Here is an 18,278-nt window from a genome sequence, read left to right as displayed (position 1 = left end):
TGCATAACATGCAGTATTTCTCATCAATTATAGATACAACTAATATTGCAAATAAGTTAGCAGGGGACCAACGTGACATTATAGATTATTCGTATAAAACAATTAAAAGAAACACAGGAAAAATAATACCAAGAACTCGTAATTATAGACCTAGCGGACTTATTGTATTAGGAGCCACACCTAAAATAGGTATTTTGGAGAGTAGACTGAACCAAGCTTACAAGTTTGCAGTGAAGTATCCAGATATGCCAATAGTACTGTCAGGGAAAGGATTGAAAGAAGGCGTTGTTGAAGCTGATTATATGTATAACTACCTAATAGCTAAAGGAGTGGGTGAAGATCGCTTATATAAAGAATCAGAGTCGTTAGATACAGTAGGAAATGCAGAATTCTCTTATTTTACAATTAGCGAAAATTACGAGTTGAATGAAATAGAAAATTGGTTAGTTATAACGAATAACTATCACTCTATGCGTGCATTGTATAGTTTCTCACAAGTTTTCCTTAAAAATTATACAATATCTGTTTTATTGTCTCCACTGCTTCCAGATGGAGTGACGAATCCTAATAAAGATAAAATTCTTAAAGATCTTGTTACTAACGAAGTTAAATCAGACTCTAATGAGAAATTTATGGAGTTGCTAAAGTATCACCGTTATAGCGTGAGTAGAGATAGTTTTAAAACTAAGGATATAACCGGTAAACCATGTGCCATTTTAAATGAAATGTTATTAGAGCATGATTTGTATAAAGACAAGGTGGATAAATTTATGATTATATTTAGTCAGTGCTATTAACTAGAGGAGCGAGTTATTTTCTTTTTCTTATGAAAAAAACTCTTCAGTTCAATCGATTTAATTCTTTATTTGATTTTTATCATTAAGAGTGCAATTCAATCAACTCACTCTTTAGCTGCTGATAACTATCTTTTAGAATCTACTTTATCTTCAGTTAGCTTCACTACAACTATAAATCAATTTGTTGTAGAGCCAGCCACAATAAATACGTTATCTGGAAAATTAAGTGAGTATGGGTAATTTTCTATCGATGTTGACCTGAAAGGAATTAGTACTGGAATTCCGATCAGAGATACCAGATTGAATGAGATATTCTTTGAATCAGTAAAATCCCCCGAGGTGAAAGTAAGTGGAAAAGTTGACTTGGCCGCTTTATCTAATGGTCCTAAAAAACTAGTTATTCCTGTACAAGTTATTATGTATGGCAAAACAAAATCGATAAACTTTCCTGTTGTAATCTTAAAAGATAATAACTATGTCATGGTGAGTTCGTCTTCTTCAGTAATCGTAGGTGCCGCAGATTTTGGGCTTCCTAGTGAGAATTTAACGAAACTTGCTGCGACTGTTGGTGGAATAAAGATATCGGACAGAGTTCCAGTTTCTCTAGCGCTAGTATTTAAAAAGTAAGCCTTTATCTCTAATTTAAAAAGTCTGGATATCTCCAGGCTTTTTATTATCTATTGCTTTGCTCTTTAAGTATGGTCTAAATTAATTTTAGGATTAACCAATACATAATCCATGATATTACGACCAATTGGAGCTGCATATTTACCCCATCCCGCATTTTCTAATATCGTAGTAACTAAAACCTTTGGCGTATCTAAAGGGGCAAAACTAGTGAATAAAGCATGATCTCGAAGGTGCTCAGCAAGCTCTTTAGAATTATATTTTTCACCCTTATCTAAACCAAAAACCTGACTCGTTCCTGTCTTTCCGCCTGCATCATAAGCTAAGTTTTGGAATAATTTACGTGCCGTTCCTGACACTAATACGCGATGCATTCCTTCTTTAGCTAAATCCCAATAGAGCTTTTTAGTATGGCTTACTTGCGGGAAATCTTTAAACGTAACGTCTTTAAATTTTCCATGTTCCATTACTGATTTTAATAAATGAGGGCGATGAACGATGCCTTCATCAGCGATAACGGCTGTTGCTTTTGCAATCTGTATTGGTGTTGCGGTCCAATAACCTTGCCCAATTCCAACGGGAATAGTATCGCCTTTATACCAAGCTTGATGGTAATTCGTATACTTCCAGTCTCGAGTTGGCATATTGGCAGAGCTTTCTTCTCTAATATCAATGCCTGATGGTTTGCCGTAGCCAAATTTATTCATCCATACAGATAATCGGTCAATGCCCATGTCGTAAGCTACTTGGTAAAAGAAAGTATCTACTGATTTTTCTATTGCTTTTACAACATTAACTTCACCATGACCCCAACGAATATCATCACGAAATTTACGGCTGTTAGAGTGTGGGATTTGCCACCAACCAGGAAAATTACTTGTCGTATTCGGGGTAATAACTTTCTCACTTAATGCAGCTACGGCAATTTGTGGTTTTACAGTAGAGCCGGGGGGATAAATACCTAAAGTTGTTCTATTTAATAAAGGAAGGTCTGGATTATTTAATAATGCATTGTAACGTTTTGATGAAATGCCATGAACAAACAGATTTGGGTCATAGCTAGGGCTAGATACCATCGCCAATATTGAATTATCTCTAGGGTCTAATACAACGATAGAACCACGACGTTGATAATCTTCCATCTTGTGGGTTATAGGGTTCTCTTTTTTCATCTTTAATTGATTATAAGCATACAATTGAAGGCCTAAATCGATGTTTAATTTAATGTCTTTTCCTGACGTTGGTGCTACATAATCAAGCGTTCGGACGATACGTCCACGACTGTCTATTTCTACTTTTTCATAGCCCGATTTACCATGCAACATATCTTCATAATAGAGTTCAATACCGAGTTTTCCGATAGCTTTAGTGCCTTTGTAATTTATATATTTATGGTCTTTTTTTAGATTGCGAATATCACGGTCATTAATTTTACCCACATAACCTAAAACATGCGTCAAGCTTGCACCGTATGGATAATGACGTTCGAGGTAGGCATTAATATGAGTGCCATCATAGTGAAATTGATTTACAGAAAACTTGGCTATTTGCACCTCACTCATTTGCTCTATTAAAGTAATGGGGTGGGTACTTCGGTTTTGGTGCATGACTTTTTTAAACTCAGAAATATCCTTATCGCTTAGACTCAATAATTTTTTTAATGATGTGAGAGTCTCGTTGATATTGGCTATTTTTGCGGGAATTAATTCTAAGGTTGAGATTGGGATGTTTTGTGCTAATAACACGCCATTATGATCGTAAATTAGACCGCGATTTGGAGCAATAGGGATAATTTTAATTCTATTATGGTTTGAGCGAACTTGGTACTTATCGTGATCTTTAACTTGTAAATAATATAGGTTAAAGATGAGTCCACCGATAGCAATTAGCATAAATAGAAAAGCAATAATGACTCGTTGGTTGAATAGGGATACTTCAAATTCGTGATTTCGGAATGGTATCTTTTGTTTAAACATAGAAACTCTTAAATGATTGGAAGAACCCCGCTACTTTCCTTTTTATTTTTATGAAATATCTAATCAGCTAGGGGCGGCAATGACTATGACGCTAATATACTCATTTAGAATGTTCTTGCGATACAATCCATCATTTTTGACGTAAAACTGACATTGAAGGTAAGAAGCACTACAAGAAATTCAAATGATATGTTTTTAAATTAGAAATTTTTGATTGTCCTAACTATATTAAAATAGACATAAGCAACTTAAATGAATGAAAATATAGTGTTACAGCTCTTGGAATGGAGTCTTAAAAATAAGAGTTGAAAATAAATTGAAATATAAAAGTGTCTATTTTGTTAATCATCGCCTATATTTCATTTGAACAAGAACTTGATTTGAGGTAAAAAATTTTATTTAAATCAAGTAATAATAACTATATAGGAATAATTATGAATAAATACATGGCAGAGTTTATCGGTACGTTTTGGCTAGTGTTAGGAGGGTGTGGTAGTGCTGTATTAGCTGCTGGTTTTCCTGAGCTAGGTATAGGGTTTGCGGGCGTAGCCCTTGCATTTGGTTTAACAGTATTAACAATGGCATTTGCGATAGGTCATATCTCTGGTTGTCACCTAAACCCTGCAGTTTCAATTGGCCTTTGGGTTGGTGGACGCTTTGATGTGAAAGATCTTCTTCCTTACATTATCTCACAAGTTTTAGGCGGGATTGCAGCAGGTGGTATCTTATACCTAATCGCAAGCGGTCAAGCTGGCTTTGATTTGGCGGGCGGCTTTGCATCAAACGGTTTTGGTGAACATTCACCAGGTGGTTACTCAATGATGTCAGCACTTATCATTGAAGTGGTACTAACTGCTATGTTCCTAATTGTTATTATGGGTGCAACGGATAGCCGTGCTCCAGCAGGTTTTGCACCTATTGCGATTGGCTTGTGTCTAACTCTTATTCACTTAATCAGTATCCCTGTAACAAACACGTCTGTTAACCCTGCACGTAGTACTGCTGTTGCGGTTTATGTTGGTGATTGGGCGACATCTCAACTTTGGTTGTTCTGGGTTGCTCCAATTGTAGGTGCTGTAATAGGTGCGTTGATCTACAAAGTTATTGCTAAAGAAGAAGCATAATTTAGGGTCAGCTTTTTATACCAATGTAACCAGTAATAATGATCCGATAATTAATGGAATTGGTATTAGATGTAGAATGTAAAAAATGCCGATGATTGTAGTCATCGGCATTTTTATATCAGCTATTTTATAGGATTGATTGAGTTGCTACTTTTGGTTTATGTGTTCCATCTCAGCTAAATCGTATTCTCTAATATCGATTTTTGCATAATCGTTACAATTCTGACAAGCGTAGTATTTTGCTCCATCACAGTATTGATGCTGCAATACCATTGCTGGCTGTTTACACCAGTCGCAGTGACCTTCTAGATTAAACATATGACTTTCTCTACTTATAATACCAAGGCAATTAATGCATTAATTTTTATATGTTAAGTTGTTTGATTACATTTTTATAACATATTTTGAGTGCAAAGATTTTATAGAGTCGTTCTAGATTGTAAAGACATTCGGCCAGCTTTGAGACCTTTCACGGTTTTATTTGGCGATAGGCCTTATTTATCTCAGTTAACATCACACCATCAGTTCCATGATCAGGGTGATGAAGTTGAGCAAGTTTACGGTATTGTTTCTTTATATTAGAAGTATTACTTTGCGTGGTAACACCCAATAATTGATATGGAGTAAAAAGAGGAGCACTAAAAGACGCTTTTTTTGCGGTATCTAACTCAATGTTTAAACGTTTTATCGTGACTTCTTGAGCGTCCGCTCTGATCTTTAATTTTTCGCTTGTATCTTGCAGTTGCTTAAGCTTTTCGTTTTGTAGTGACTTAGCAAAATTAGAATGCTGTGGTGGGTTTTCTTTATTTTGGCTCATTGCTTTTTTTAATCGCAATAATAAAAAAATCAAAATAACTATCATAATAGCGATCAGTAAATAACTACCAAAAGTGATTAATGCCGTTGGTTTTTCCATCTGAGTGATAATAATTGGTTTTGGCTCAGGTGCTGGTTCACTATGTGTTGGTTGGACTGTTTCACTCTGAGGAGCGACTTCTTGCGTGTCTTGAGCTTGCTTCGGTTTCTGTTGTTCTTCTGCTAATGATTTCAATACACGTTTATAACCAAGCATTGCTTCACCATGACCATTATGAGAGGCAATTTGGTACCACAGAGAGGCATTATATAAATCGACTTTGCCAGATAAGCCGTATTCATAAATCTCGCCTAAATAAAATTGAGAAGGTGGGTTGTTTTGTGTTGCAGCACGAGTAAACCAATAGATGGCTTGTTTACTGTCTTGAGCTACACCATAACCATTTTTGTATATCTGACCTAAATTAAACTGCGCTGTCGTATTATCTTGCATAGCAGCCTGCTTAAACCACTGAATAGCATGATCAATATTGATTGGTCGATTGGTCCCTGATTCGTACTCCATTGCAAGTTTTAGCTGTGCGCGTGCATCACCTAATTCCGCTTTTTCTTCTAAAGAATCGGCATAAGTGGTGAAACTAAAAAGCAGAGTAATAATAAGCAGAATCGAACGAACCATAAATATAAAATTATTAACAATAAAAAGACGGCAACAGTGTAGCTATAGGGAGGTAGAAAAGTAAAGATAAAAGGTCTAGACAAGAAGGCATGTAACTATGAAATATCCCATTTACAAAAACAAGAGAAGCCGACCTAGAAGTTAACTATTGAGTTTGACCACCTCTAGCTTATATCTATATAACAATTTCAACTGTATTAATTTCGTGTTTGTATGTAGGGAATACCATGCTCTGTCGTTATCGCCTGCTTCCAGGTTACTCGCTTACTAAAAAAGATATTCCGTATCTTTTAACACCCAATGAATTTATCGTATTGGTAAGAAATACATCTACTCTTGTTTCCTTTCTTCGTTCTTTACCTGAAAAACTTCAGAAGAATAGAAGTATAAGTAATGCGCAAGATATACATGGTTTGACACGTAACTTAAGGCGATTAATAGAAAAGGGAGAATGGGTGGCTTTATCTCTTTCTCCTCAAAATAGAAGTGTTGAACAGTTACACTTGCCTGTTATGTCAGGTTTGCAGCAACGAATTGATCGCGTTCAAAATCCAACGAGTTATTCACGAATAAAAACAAGGCCAACACTAAGACACCAAGAAGTCCAATCAACCATACCTGTTATGGCAATAGAGAAACGAGCAGATAATAAAATAGTGGTAGAATTTGCAGGCCAATGGCCTAACAATGCTGCGTCTATTTCAATATCTAAGCTAAAAGGCTTAAATGAGAAAACCAAAAAGATAAAAAAAGACAGTAAGCTTACTCATCGAAGCCTTGTTGAATTCTCTGATTTAGATACAACACCAAGATCTCTCTATTTAACGATCCCTAAAACGCACTCCGCTAAAGAGTTTAATTTTTTATTAGGTGAAGGCATCAGCCCAGTGAAAAAAGAAATAGAAATGGGAGAGTGGGATAATGTATTAGTGCCAGTGAGACCCTTGATATATGTCTCTGAAAAGAAAGAAAAGAAACAATTAGCAGATGTAATAAAAGGCTATATTTATATTTTTTGGAAACAGAGATTGTGGCGAGAAGTCTTTGTAGATAAAAATAGTACCTTCAGTGATATCGATCTCGAATATTACCGTAATCTACCTGAAGAGCATGTAAATAAAAATTTAAGGAAAGCTGAAGGTTATCCGCTTCCACACCTTTGGTTGCCTTATAAAATCGCAGGAGAGGCTCAAACAGCAGATAAAGGGGTGGCTCTTTTATATAGCAGGGCTGCTCTCCCGTGGAACGTAATTAAAAATATCGAAACTGATTATGATTCATACAAAACATTAATATCAGCAGATGAATTAAAAAGTTACTCAGTGAATCAGTCATTTGATAATCAAAATAATATTGTAGCTATAGATCTACAAGAGTTCTCATCGCTTAATAAAAATAAGTTGAGTGATGCTTTAAGCGCACCAAGTCAAGGTTACTTAAACCAACAAAATAATAAAACTGCAGTAATTAGGTTAACCAATAATAGTGGAAGACTAGGTCTTATATTAAGAGATCAATTTGATCAGCGTTATGCCAACATGGATTACATACTTGAAGCTGATGGAAAAACATACGAACGAATAACTGATGATCTTGGCTTTATACCTCTTGATGAATTTTCTGAATTAGAGAGTGTGTTTATTAATATGAAAACAAATGAATACGATACTGATTTTTCAAATCGATTTTTTGTTGAGCTTGGTACCTTACAATCATTGGAAGGTGAGATTGGCTTAAATCAACGATTAAAAAACCATGATTTTATGATAGCTGAGCACGGTAATATTGATGAGAGCCTTCAGAAGAATGCACTTAAAAATATGCAATATCATTGTGGTCTGTCGATGAGTGCGACCCGAAACGAAGAAACGATCAATTGGTTTGATTGCCATGACGCTGAATAATATAAGAGCTAGGGAAAGTATGAAGTCAACATTAACATCACAGCAACCCAATTTTGATGGATTGCTCGAACAACTTGAATATAACCGTGCGTTGATCTTACGACTTACTGATAAAAAAGAAGAGTTTGGAGAGAATGAACTTGTAATTCAACGTGAGATCCGCCTGCGTTGTGATGAGCTTCAGCAGAAGCTAGATAATATTGAACGTTTAATTATCGGTCATAAAGAGGCTTTAGAAAATAGCCCCCAATTTAATGAGATAGGTAAAGACGATCTTAATTTTAATCTTATAAAGTTAAAACAACGACAACAAGATTATAAGGCTCTCTATCAAAACTCTGAATTGCAGAAAATAAAAACCGACAATGACGAATATTATCCGGTACAGCATTGGGATCTTGAATTACAAGATAATAAAAAGATCCCTCCTTTTATACCAAGAGAAACTAGGCAGGTTTGTACTCATAAAGCAGAGAATAAACTGAATGGAAAAGCGACCCATATAACTAGCAATCGAAAGGTTGATTATAGCATTGCTAATTTTGTTTATGCAGATGATGATTCGGCACTTGATAACCGATATGTTTGGTACTGGGAGGAAGAAAAAAATCATTATGCAGAGACAGGTGAAGCTAGTTGGGTGCCAACGAACCCTAACGTTGCGATAACTAACAGTTTTGGCTTTGCACAGCCGATTTCAGTTATTTCATATCATTTGATGATGGAGAAAAATGAAGAAACTAAAGAGGATAGGTTACGTTTAGCAAAAATACTTTCAATACAAGCATTCATGATGCAGAGAGAAGGAGAAAATAATCATGCTCGGTATGGAATTTCATCTTCATCCATAAAGTTAACAACGAAGGCTCGCTTTTTTGTATACCCTTTAGATGAATCCCCTTTCTTGTCTAAATCAATGGAAACCCTTTCTTCCATAAAAAAAGAGGAAGCTAATAACGCTTCGTCGGGAGACTGTATTGAAAGTGTCGTAGCCTTTGGTGTGAGTCCTGATGATATTGATACAAGCAAATACAGATACCAAGAATACCTTTATAACGGCAAGATTGCAGTTCATTGCACATTGCCAGAGTGGAATCATCGTTTGCGTAAAGTACTAAGTATTGTTCAGCGCCAGATTAATGAATATAACCTTGTTTTGAGTGCCTTCTACGTACGTTTATCTGCCTTAAATGAAATGATTGACTTGCTTAAGTTACAAACTGAATATCCATTTAAAGGTGTCGAGAAAATGGATTGGACTGCCTTGGCACTTAGTGGAATTAAAATGAAAGTGCTGGGCATGACATGGGATGTGTTCTTTCGTAATGAAGATAAAGAAAGGATCTTAGAAGCAGAAGATCGCGAGTCACTGTATAAGGCATTAGTTGCGTTAAGAAATGCCATGATGGAAACCATGGAAAACCCAGAGAGCACAATAAGTCCGCTTCATAATGCTCTCGCAAAAGAGAAAGGACACGTAAATTATAGTTGTGATCAATTATGGGATTTAATCAACTCTTCAGCTTTAAAATCTGAGCTACAGCGCTATGTCGAATGTGCAAAAGCAGCCATTAATGATGAATCACAGCATGAAAAAATTAAAAATGGCTTTGCTCCCGGCCCTTATATGGTCGAAGAAGGAAATTGGGCATTAATTTTTAACACCATAGCCGAGTGTTATGCTGCGCTGTCTTCGTCTTCTAAACACAAGCAAAAATTATTTGATGAGGTTGTTTCACCAAGCTTAGATTCATTATTATCGATTGATCCCGAGCATGAATTGTATAAGCAGTTTGATAGTGTTTGGGGAAGTACCGCAGTCTTAACTATTGAACAAGCTGAAAATGGTGCAGTTAATGATAATAGTTATATCAAAGAACAGGTTAAGTCTGTATCTAGACTTAAGAAAGTAAGAAAAAACCAAACAAATTTATTGGATGTAATTTTTTCTGAAGAGATATTAACTACTTTTGAAACCATCTGGAATCTAAAGGGAGTTATTGTTCCAGGCCCCGGAACACCTTGCGTTCTTCAGGTGATACTCTCTTGTTTTCAAAAAGAAATATTCTCTGAATTATATAAAAAAATTAAAGGGGATGCAGCGTATCATTTAAGGTTTTTTAATTCGGTTTCACGAGTTTTCAGGGTATTAGAGGTAACAAAGGGGAAATCGAGAGCCTCCGATTTAAGTGATATATTTAGATCATTTGTAGTTACGCAGAATAAGCAGAGCAATCAAGAAAGGCGAATTTCAGCAGGAAAAAGATTAAAACGCTACTCAGAGAATCTAGCTAATGGTAATGGAGATGTATCTGATTCATTTTATAAACATTTTGATGGCAGACAGAGTAAATATAACCTGTTTGCTTTTGCTAAAGTGCTTTACGTATATTACAACTTAACCACTAATATTCAAACTGCGTTAAGCCTTGAAGATCAAGCGAAAGAGAAAGGCTGGGACAGTAATAGAGTCCAGTTAGAATTAATGAAATCTACATTAACGGTCACTTCAGATACGTTAAGCATGGCAAAAAGTATTGCTGTAGTAATAGAGAGACTTAAAGTAACAACCATTGGTAAAGGGAATTTTGACTTTTCTATAAAGTTACTGGGTAGTTCTCTTGACCATTTGGCCAAAATATTAACAGTAGCGACGCTTATTACCACAGCGATAGCTATTAATGAATATGATCCCGCAGATGGCGATGCCCTGTTAATGGCGAGTACCGCCTCTTTAATCGCGGATAGTCTACTGTTATATGGTTGGATGGCAAGCAGTGGTGTGTTAGTTGTGGTAGGGACCGCAATTACTGTTTTAGTGATTGCTGTAGAGTTAGTGCAAATGTATCAACTTGCTAATAGCACAGAAGCACAAAAAAGACTTTTAACACTTTGGTCTCAATTTAAAGAGGGCTTTGAAAGAGATAAAGTTATGGCTTTGATCAATAGTAGCGAGGTGGTAACGACATTAAGAGATTATCGTTCAGGAACTCCACTTGAACTCGATATTGATATTAAGTACAACAAATCAAAAGATGAACTGATAAAAGTATTACATAGCTCTCCATTTGATCAATTAAATAATTGTCAAAAAACCAAAAAAGAGGTGGCTATAGTTGCTGATAAGTTATCGGAATCAATGTGGGGGCTATTTACAAACAAAGGATATGTCGAACTAGGCGGTTTATCATGGAGAGCAGTTATTCCAATGTACTTATTGGGTTATCAAAAGGCACACATTGAATCACTGGTTACATTCGATACTCGCTTAGATGAATTTTCTGGAATAAAGAATATTAACGATATCATTAATTATTATGAGCAAGTAAAAAATATAAATATAGATTCAGGTAATAATAAAGAGTCTGTTTTTATTTCTATGGTAAATAGCAATATAGAACATCAATCTGATCGTATTCATATAGCTACTCTGCTTGAACGAGGTGTATTTATTCCACCAAATAAAGAGGATCAGCGTTTCTTCTTAGATTCTGTTTGGCAACACGAAACTTATCGTATTCCAAAATTAAAGTCAGAAGGATTTAAATGATGAATCTAAACAAAACCTTGGTTTCATATATAGCAGTATTACTAATTGCGTTTAGTAGTTGCCTTCAAGCATCTCCCTTATCAAAAGAAGAGCAAGCTCAAGTTGTTATTTTAACATCTCCAACGGCTCAAAAATTACAAAAGTTAGCCGATGATATTGGGACTGACATTTACTTTTATGTCGAGGGTTTGACTGCTCATATTGGGCCAATATCTTCAGGTGATATTGATTATGTAACGCCTTCAATAGTACTTAATACTGGTAAAATGATTATTGGTACTGAATATATACCTAAAATATCAGTATTACTTAATCAAGTTGGAGATGCTAATCATGCGGTAGTTAGTGGAAATGCTTTATTAAGTGAATTAATTATTACAAATTTGAAAAAAATTAAATATTTAACATTATGGAATGCTAGATATGATTTTGAATATCTTGATCTAAATGACTTTAATAATTTGAAAGGATTGGAGGTTATACGGGGAGAAATTAAAATAATAGACCTACCACAAAAAGGGCAACTCAATTATATTGAAATAGAGAGTGGTAAATTAGAGGGTGTAAATAATTTTGAAAGGCAAAAAAAATTAAATGGTCTTGTTTTAAAAACAAATAAAATTAATGACTATAAAGATTTGTTTGGCAATAAGTCATTAAAGAAATTGACACTAGTTATGGGTGAAGAAAGATTAGACGTAAGTAGTATGAAAAATCTAGTTGATCTTGATTTATTTTATCCAAAATATGAAGATGTTGAAAAAATAGAGGGTCTTGTTAATCTTGAAAAGCTAGAGATATGGTGGGGAAAAGATGATGATCTTTCGAAGATTAAACTACCAAGATCCCTTAGAATAATAAAAGTATTTGAATCAGATAAAAATGCAATAATGCCATTAATAAATTTACCTAACTTAAAAGAAGTTATATTTAGTGGTGGCGATATTGTTAAAGTCCCAATGTTAGAAAACTTACCTAAGCTAGAAAAACTAGTAATATCTAAAACTAAGCTAACGTCATTAGATGGTATAGAAAAACTAACAAGCTTAAAATATGTCAGATTTGAAAAGAATGAAATTACTGATATATCAGCACTTTTTCCATTAGAGAGTCTGGTTGAAATTGATTTATCCGATAGTAAGTTTAAAAGACTAGGGTATATAGGGAAAAAACCACACCTTGATATGATCAAGCTAAGTGATAGTGAACTGGAAAGTGTTGATTTTGATGCGATAGCTAAATACCCATATTGTTCTATTTCGATTGAATTTACGCCGTTTGAAATGAATGCATCCGATGATGATCTCGATAAGATATATAACCTATGGGAAAAAGGGCACTTATAAGATGAAAGAGAAAAGTAACTTAACTAGGCGCTGCAATCAAATTATCTCTATCATTTTGTTGCCTCAAGTTCTGCATCGAATGTGGATAGAGTTTAACGATGGCGTTGTAACTAATTTGGATTATATATATCTGCTTTTATTAGCTTGGATTATACAAGCCTTTATATCCCCTTTTCTTTTTAGAAAAGAGATTGAGTAGAATTTATTTATGAATAGGAGATTAATCCCTTAGCTGCTTTTCCCCCTCACTTCGCATAAAATTCAAAAGAGATAATCATGTCAGTGTAGGAGTCGGTGAGTATGGATGAACAAACAATAAAACAGGGATTAAAAGCGCTCTGTTTAATAGATAAGGATTTGGAAGCGGCTGTAAAAATCCAAGGTTATCCATCACCGAGAGTGAACCCTCATGGTTTTGATGCTTTCTTATCTATTATCGTTAGTCAGCAACTATCAACTAAAGTAGCGGCAGTGATAATGGGGCGCTTAGTTGCCTTATTGGGAGAGGTTACTCCAGAACGTTTATTAAGTATTGAAGATCAAAATCTTCGAGATGCCGGTTTATCTTGGCGCAAGATTGAATATGCAAAAGGGTTAGCGTTAGCGGTTCAATCTGGGAGTCTGGATATTGATGGGCTAAAGACATTAAGTGATGAAGACGCGATTACGGCAATTACTAACCTAAAGGGCTTTGGCCGTTGGAGTGCTGAGATTTATTTGATGTTTTCGTTAGGGCGACAAGATATTTTCCCTGCGGATGATCTAGGGGTATTGATTGCGTTAGGAAGACTAAAGGGACTTACTGATAAACCAACACCAAAACAAGCGAGAGAAATGGTAGAGCATTGGCGACCATGTAGGAGTGTCGGCTCGTTATTCCTTTGGCAGTATTATCATAAAGATACGTAGCTTCTTATTTAAATCCGAGAAAAAGGGCGTATGAGTTACCTCAATACGCCCTGAATTTTCTTATTAATGTTTAGGTAGTTTTAGTGTTGAATAAGGTATTATTTTACCTCTTCAAATTCCGCATCTACCACATCATCTTCTTGCTTAGGTTGCGCTCCTGCTTCAGCACCTTGTTGTGCTTGCGCTTTCTGTTGAGCGATTTCCATCAGCTTTTGTGCTGCTTGCATTAGCTCTTGAGTTTTCGCATCGATTACTTCTTTATCATCGCCTGACTTAACGTCTTCTAGTGCTTTGATTGCAGCTTCGATTTTTTCTTTCTCGTCAGCTGGAAGGGCATCGCCTGCTTCTTCGATTTGTTTCTTCGTACCGTGGATCATTTGATCCGCTTGGTTACGTGCTGTTACTAGCTCTTCGAACTTTTTGTCCGCGTCTTTGTTCGCTTCAGCTTCTTGTACCATTGCTTCGATTTCTTCAGGAGTTAAGCCACCAGATGCTTTGATAGTGATCTTTTGTTCTTTACCCGTTGTTTTATCTTTTGCTGATACGTTTAAGATACCATCAGCATCTAGATCGAATGTTACTTCGATTTGTGGCATGCCACGTGGTGCTGCTTGAATACCTTCTAGGTTAAATTGACCTAGAGATTTGTTGTATGTTGCTTGCTTACGCTCACCTTGAAGTACGTGGATTGTTACCGCACTTTGGTTATCTTCAGCCGTTGAGAACGTTTGGTCCGCTTTCGTTGGGATTGTTGTGTTCTTCTCGATTAGTTTCGTCATTACGCCACCCATCGTTTCGATACCGAAAGACAGAGGAGTAACATCAAGAAGAAGGACATCTTTAACATCCCCCGCTAATACACCAGCTTGAACGGCTGCACCCATTGCTACTGCTTCATCAGGGTTCACGTCACGACGCGCTTCTTTACCGAAGAAATCTGCAACTTTAGCTTGAACCATAGGCATACGTGTTTGGCCACCAACTAGGATAACATCAGTGATCCCATCGATAGTTAGATCAGCATCTGCCAGAGCCACTTTTAGCGGTTCAAGCGTACGAACTACTAGGTCTTCAACTAGAGATTCTAGTTTTGCACGCGTCACTTTAACGTTCATGTGCTTAGGGCCGGTCGCATCAGCAGTAACGTAAGGAAGGTTTACGTCAGTTTGTTGAGCTGAAGACAGTTCAATCTTCGCTTTTTCTGCTGCTTCTTTAACACGTTGCATTGCTAGAGGATCAGTTTTAAGGTCGATGCCTTGCTCTTTCTTAAACTCATCTACTAGGAAGTTGATCATGCGGTTATCGAAATCTTCACCACCTAGGTGAGTATCGCCGTTTGTAGCAAGAACTTCGAAAGTTTGCTCGCCATCAACATTGTCGATTTCGATGATAGAGATATCGAATGTACCACCACCAAGGTCGTATACTGCGATAGTGCGATCGCCGCCTTTTTTGTCTAGACCGTAAGCTAGCGCCGCTGCTGTTGGTTCGTTGATGATACGTTTAACATCAAGACCTGCGATACGACCAGCATCTTTCGTTGCTTGACGTTGAGCATCGTTAAAGTAAGCAGGAACAGTAACTACTGCACCAGTTACTTCTTCGCCTAGGAAATCTTCCGCTGTTTTCTTCATTTTCTTAAGAATTTCAGCAGAAACTTGAGGAGCCGCCATTTTTTGGCCTCGTGCTTCTACCCAAGCATCACCGTTGTCAGCTTTAACGATTTTGTACGGCATGATTTCGATATCACGTTGAACTTCTTCGTCTTCGAAACGACGACCGATCAAACGCTTAATCGCAAACAATGTGTTTTGTGGGTTAGTAATCGCTTGACGCTTAGCTGGCTGACCAACAAGTGTTTCGCCATCTGTGTAAGCAATTACCGATGCCGTTGTACGCTCACCCTCTGCATTTTCTAAGATACGTGGCGTATCGCCATCTAAAACAGCAACACAAGAATTCGTTGTACCTAGGTCGATACCAATGATTTTACCCATAATAATTTTCCTTTTAATTCGCATTAGTTATTTTAATGCAAATAATTTAAATTTGATGTTGTTTAATAAGCGTAAACCTAATGTCTATTTACGGGGTTACGCTATTCTCAATGAAATATGATGATCTATATTCGCGTTAATCAATAGGTGAGGGCTGTATTTTTATACTAAATACAATGCGTTATTATCACCGATCAGTAACGACAATATGTGTTATTGATTGATTAAAATCTTACGTGCTTGAACAGCTTCAGGAACTTCTCGAACAAGATCGATATGAAGTAATCCATTTTCCATGCTTGCTGCAGATACGGTTACATAATCAGCAAGTTGAAATTTTCGTTCAAAGTTGCGCTCTGCAATGCCTTGATAAACGTAAGTTGGTTTTATTTCAGATGAGGTAATGTCACCTGACACAATCAGCATATGTTCGTCTTGAGAAATTGTTAACGAATCTTCAGAGAAACCAGCAACTGCCATTGTAATACGGTAGTTGTTCTCGTCTTTCTGTTCGATGTTATAGGGTGGGTAACCATTTTGAGATGGTTTGTTAGCACTGTTCTCTACAAGATTAAACAGGCGATCAAAACCAATGGCATGACGGTACAGGGGAGAGAAATCGATATTACGCATAATACTATCCTTTAAAATAAGCAATAGTTCTCGACGCTCTAAGCGAGGAGAAAGAACTCATATTCAGAGCCAACATAGACTCATTAATGACATATGGTTCAGGATTAAATGTTAGAAACAACGCGACTATTCTTAAATAAGTAATCAGTAGAGCAGTTTCATTTTGATAACGTTCTGTTCCCTATAATAAGGCGAACCAGTTATCAATGAACTCCAAATGGCAATTCATGTAATCAATATATGCTTCCGAAACTTTGGTGTCAATACTTTGATTAGAAAATTTAATGATTATTTTTACTTTGTATCACCAAAGTAACTACAGTTCAGCACCGCACTTAGATCACAAAGAGTATGTCCGGGGATTGAATAGAAAAATGGATGCAGTTCAGTCAACTGCATCCATTATCATTTAAACAACCGATAGATCTTTAGATTATCTCTGAGGCGTAATTAAGTACTTTTCACCGGTTGCTTGTTTAGAATAAGCGGCCAATGATTGTAACTGTAATACCTCAGCTAATGACACCTCATATGTGTAGTGACTAGCAAATGTGGTAGTAATTTCATCTGCAACACGTTTACGCATTGCCATTGCTGTTTTTGTCCCTAATTTACCCAATGCATTGAATAGTAAAAATCCATTTACCCCCCAAGCAAAACCAAAGTTACGATTTAACGTAATAGGGCCGCGATCTAATGCGCCATAAATATACACTTGCTTGAAAGTGTCAGAGCCATAAACGCTGTGCTCTTTCATATCACGAGCCGCAGCAACTTCCATACAGTTAAGGATGTCACTGGTTAATTGACCGCCACCAATTGGGTCAAACGCAATCGTTGCTCCCGTTTCAATAATTGCAGCCGTTAAATCAGTAAGGAAAGTCTCGCTACTTGAGTTAACCACATATTTTGCGCCCATATCACGCAATAACGTTTCTTGTTCTTCTTTACGTACAATATTAATTAAATCAACGCCATCGGCAATACAAATACGGTTTAGCATTTGGCCAAGGTTAGAAGCGGCAGCGGCATGAATGATGGCTTTATGACCTTCCGTACGCATTGTTTCAACCATTGCTAATGCAGTCAGTGGGTTAACAAATGATGATGCGCCTTCTTTCGCTGTCGTGCCTTCTTTTAATTCTAGGCAACTTTGCACATTAGCACATTTAAATTGACGGTAAGTTCCACCGCCAATTACTGCAACGGTTTTACCTATTAAGGCTTGTGCCGCTGGTGATGAGCCTGCTGCGATAACCGTTCCTGCGCCTTCATTACCAACAGGAATTGCTTTACCTACGCGCTTTACTTGCGATGGCATAAACTGAGTAGGAATCTCTGCAGTAATAACAGGATATTGATCTGTGCCTGATTGCTCTGCAGTAGACATATCAGCGGCACCGAATAAAACGCCTAAGTCTGATGGGTTTAGTGGTGCAGCTTCAATACGAACAACAACTTCATCGGCACTAGGTTGTGGCATGTCGATGGCTTGCAAGGAAAGCGTTAGTTTATTGTCTTCGCTGATTGTTGAAATAAGTTGAATATTTGTATCTGTCATAGGGTTTCTCCAGAAAATAGTTACATTTTTTGAGCCAATAATGGCGTTGTATTTGGCCTGCTTTATTTGTAATTCACTATTTGTTTTTATCATTAAGCGTTACTTAGCTTTGCCGCTTGAACTTGAGCTTTCACCTTTTGGATAAACTCGGGCATGTTTGCTTGACGATCTGACTCCACGCTTTGAGCAATGGCTGATTGACCCATGGCGTCGTTCCACTCTTTCATTCCTATGACTTCGGCAAGGATGTCCCAATCAAGTTGGCTAGAGCCAAACGTGCTAACAATGGTGTTTACGTAATAAACGTAGATATCAGCCATCGTTAATTTGTCTCCTGCAATCCAAGGGGAGAATTTACA

12 protein-coding genes and 2 pseudogenes are annotated in these 18,278 nt (G+C 36.7%); 7 read left to right on the top strand and 7 right to left on the bottom strand.

Features of this window, described 5'->3' with window-relative positions:
• Both BTO22_RS07215 and BTO22_RS07210 read left to right on the top strand, forming a co-directional pair.
• The coding region (locus tag BTO22_RS07215; protein WP_258132497.1) for a YdcF family protein at window positions 1-797 on the top strand (797 nt) is incomplete at its 5' end.
• 60 nt (window positions 798-857) lie between these two features.
• Window positions 858-1,424: pseudogene (locus BTO22_RS07210) on the top strand (YceI family protein).
• 65 nt (window positions 1,425-1,489) lie between these two features.
• On the opposite strand, the gene mrdA reads toward BTO22_RS07210, so the two are convergent.
• Window positions 1,490-3,400: a penicillin-binding protein 2 gene (gene mrdA / locus BTO22_RS07205; RefSeq protein ID WP_105054901.1), complete on the bottom strand. Its 1,911-nt coding sequence runs from the start codon at window positions 3,398-3,400 to the stop codon at window positions 1,490-1,492.
• Between the two features lie 434 nt (window positions 3,401-3,834).
• On the opposite strand from mrdA, the gene aqpZ reads away from it, so the two are divergent.
• Entirely contained in the window at window positions 3,835-4,524 is a 690-nt protein-coding gene (aqpZ, locus tag BTO22_RS07200; RefSeq protein WP_105054900.1) for an aquaporin Z, read from the top strand.
• Between the two features lie 147 nt (window positions 4,525-4,671).
• Here the strand turns inward: aqpZ and BTO22_RS07195 are convergent, their stop codons facing one another.
• Together BTO22_RS07195 and BTO22_RS07190 are read right to left on the bottom strand one after the other, a co-directional pair.
• The gene (locus BTO22_RS07195; protein ID WP_105054899.1) at window positions 4,672-4,842 is read right to left on the bottom strand and encodes a hypothetical protein; all 171 of its coding nucleotides are present in this window, start codon (window positions 4,840-4,842) and stop codon (window positions 4,672-4,674) included.
• A gap of 151 nt (window positions 4,843-4,993) precedes the next feature.
• Window positions 4,994-6,019 (bottom strand): DnaJ domain-containing protein, encoded by a 1,026-nt coding sequence (locus BTO22_RS07190; protein ID WP_105054898.1) that lies wholly within the window; start codon window positions 6,017-6,019, stop codon window positions 4,994-4,996.
• A 455-nt stretch (window positions 6,020-6,474) separates the two neighbouring features.
• Here BTO22_RS07190 and BTO22_RS07185 point away from each other — a divergent pair, with 455 nt between their 5' ends.
• The 4 genes from BTO22_RS07185 (at window position 6,475) to BTO22_RS07165 (ending at window position 13,728) form a co-directional block, all read left to right on the top strand.
• Window positions 6,475-7,923 (top strand): hypothetical protein, encoded by a 1,449-nt coding sequence (locus BTO22_RS07185; protein WP_105054897.1) that lies wholly within the window; start codon window positions 6,475-6,477, stop codon window positions 7,921-7,923.
• A gap of 19 nt (window positions 7,924-7,942) precedes the next feature.
• Entirely contained in the window at window positions 7,943-11,473 is a 3,531-nt protein-coding gene (locus BTO22_RS07180) for a hypothetical protein (protein WP_105054896.1), read from the top strand.
• Window positions 11,470-12,819, top strand: coding sequence for a leucine-rich repeat domain-containing protein (locus BTO22_RS07175; protein ID WP_146107522.1), 1,350 nt, complete (start codon window positions 11,470-11,472; stop codon window positions 12,817-12,819). Before BTO22_RS07180 ends, BTO22_RS07175 begins: the two co-directional genes overlap by 4 nt.
• Before the next feature lie 300 nt (window positions 12,820-13,119).
• Window positions 13,120-13,728, top strand: a complete 609-nt coding sequence (locus BTO22_RS07165; RefSeq protein WP_105054894.1) for a DNA-3-methyladenine glycosylase family protein — start codon at window positions 13,120-13,122, stop codon at window positions 13,726-13,728.
• A 98-nt stretch (window positions 13,729-13,826) separates the two neighbouring features.
• Here BTO22_RS07165 and dnaK read toward each other — a convergent pair whose 3' ends face one another.
• The 4 genes and pseudogenes from dnaK to BTO22_RS07145 all read right to left on the bottom strand — a co-directional run.
• The gene (dnaK, locus tag BTO22_RS07160) at window positions 13,827-15,725 is read right to left on the bottom strand and encodes a molecular chaperone DnaK (protein ID WP_105054893.1); all 1,899 of its coding nucleotides are present in this window, start codon (window positions 15,723-15,725) and stop codon (window positions 13,827-13,829) included.
• Window positions 15,726-15,938: 213 nt separating this feature from the next.
• Window positions 15,939-16,358, bottom strand: coding sequence for an Hsp20 family protein (locus BTO22_RS07155; protein ID WP_105054892.1), 420 nt, complete (start codon window positions 16,356-16,358; stop codon window positions 15,939-15,941).
• Between the two features lie 433 nt (window positions 16,359-16,791).
• Complete coding sequence (locus BTO22_RS07150; protein WP_105055577.1) at window positions 16,792-17,919, bottom strand: zinc-binding dehydrogenase; 1,128 nt, start codon at window positions 17,917-17,919, stop codon at window positions 16,792-16,794.
• A gap of 92 nt (window positions 17,920-18,011) precedes the next feature.
• Window positions 18,012-18,278 (bottom strand): annotated as a pseudogene (locus BTO22_RS07145) (glutathione S-transferase family protein); the annotation flags it as partial.

The organism is Aliivibrio sifiae, assembly GCF_002954705.1.
GTDB lineage: Bacteria > Pseudomonadota > Gammaproteobacteria > Enterobacterales > Vibrionaceae > Aliivibrio > Aliivibrio sifiae_A.
This window is presented reverse-complemented; position numbering and strand designations above follow the sequence as displayed.

Coding starts and splice junctions, on each gene's coding strand:
- mrdA (WP_105054901.1), bottom strand. CDS start 3,400: ATGTTTAAACAAAAGATACCATTCCGAAATCACGAATTTGAAGTATCC.
- aqpZ (WP_105054900.1), top strand. CDS start 3,835: ATGAATAAATACATGGCAGAGTTTATCGGTACGTTTTGGCTAGTGTTA.
- BTO22_RS07195 (WP_105054899.1), bottom strand. CDS start 4,842: ATGTTTAATCTAGAAGGTCACTGCGACTGGTGTAAACAGCCAGCAATG.
- BTO22_RS07190 (WP_105054898.1), bottom strand. CDS start 6,019: ATGGTTCGTTCGATTCTGCTTATTATTACTCTGCTTTTTAGTTTCACC.
- BTO22_RS07180 (WP_105054896.1), top strand. CDS start 7,943: ATGAAGTCAACATTAACATCACAGCAACCCAATTTTGATGGATTGCTC.
- BTO22_RS07175 (WP_146107522.1), top strand. CDS start 11,470: ATGATGAATCTAAACAAAACCTTGGTTTCATATATAGCAGTATTACTA.
- BTO22_RS07165 (WP_105054894.1), top strand. CDS start 13,120: ATGGATGAACAAACAATAAAACAGGGATTAAAAGCGCTCTGTTTAATA.
- dnaK (WP_105054893.1), bottom strand. CDS start 15,725: ATGGGTAAAATCATTGGTATCGACCTAGGTACAACGAATTCTTGTGTT.
- BTO22_RS07155 (WP_105054892.1), bottom strand. CDS start 16,358: ATGCGTAATATCGATTTCTCTCCCCTGTACCGTCATGCCATTGGTTTT.
- BTO22_RS07150 (WP_105055577.1), bottom strand. CDS start 17,919: ATGACAGATACAAATATTCAACTTATTTCAACAATCAGCGAAGACAAT.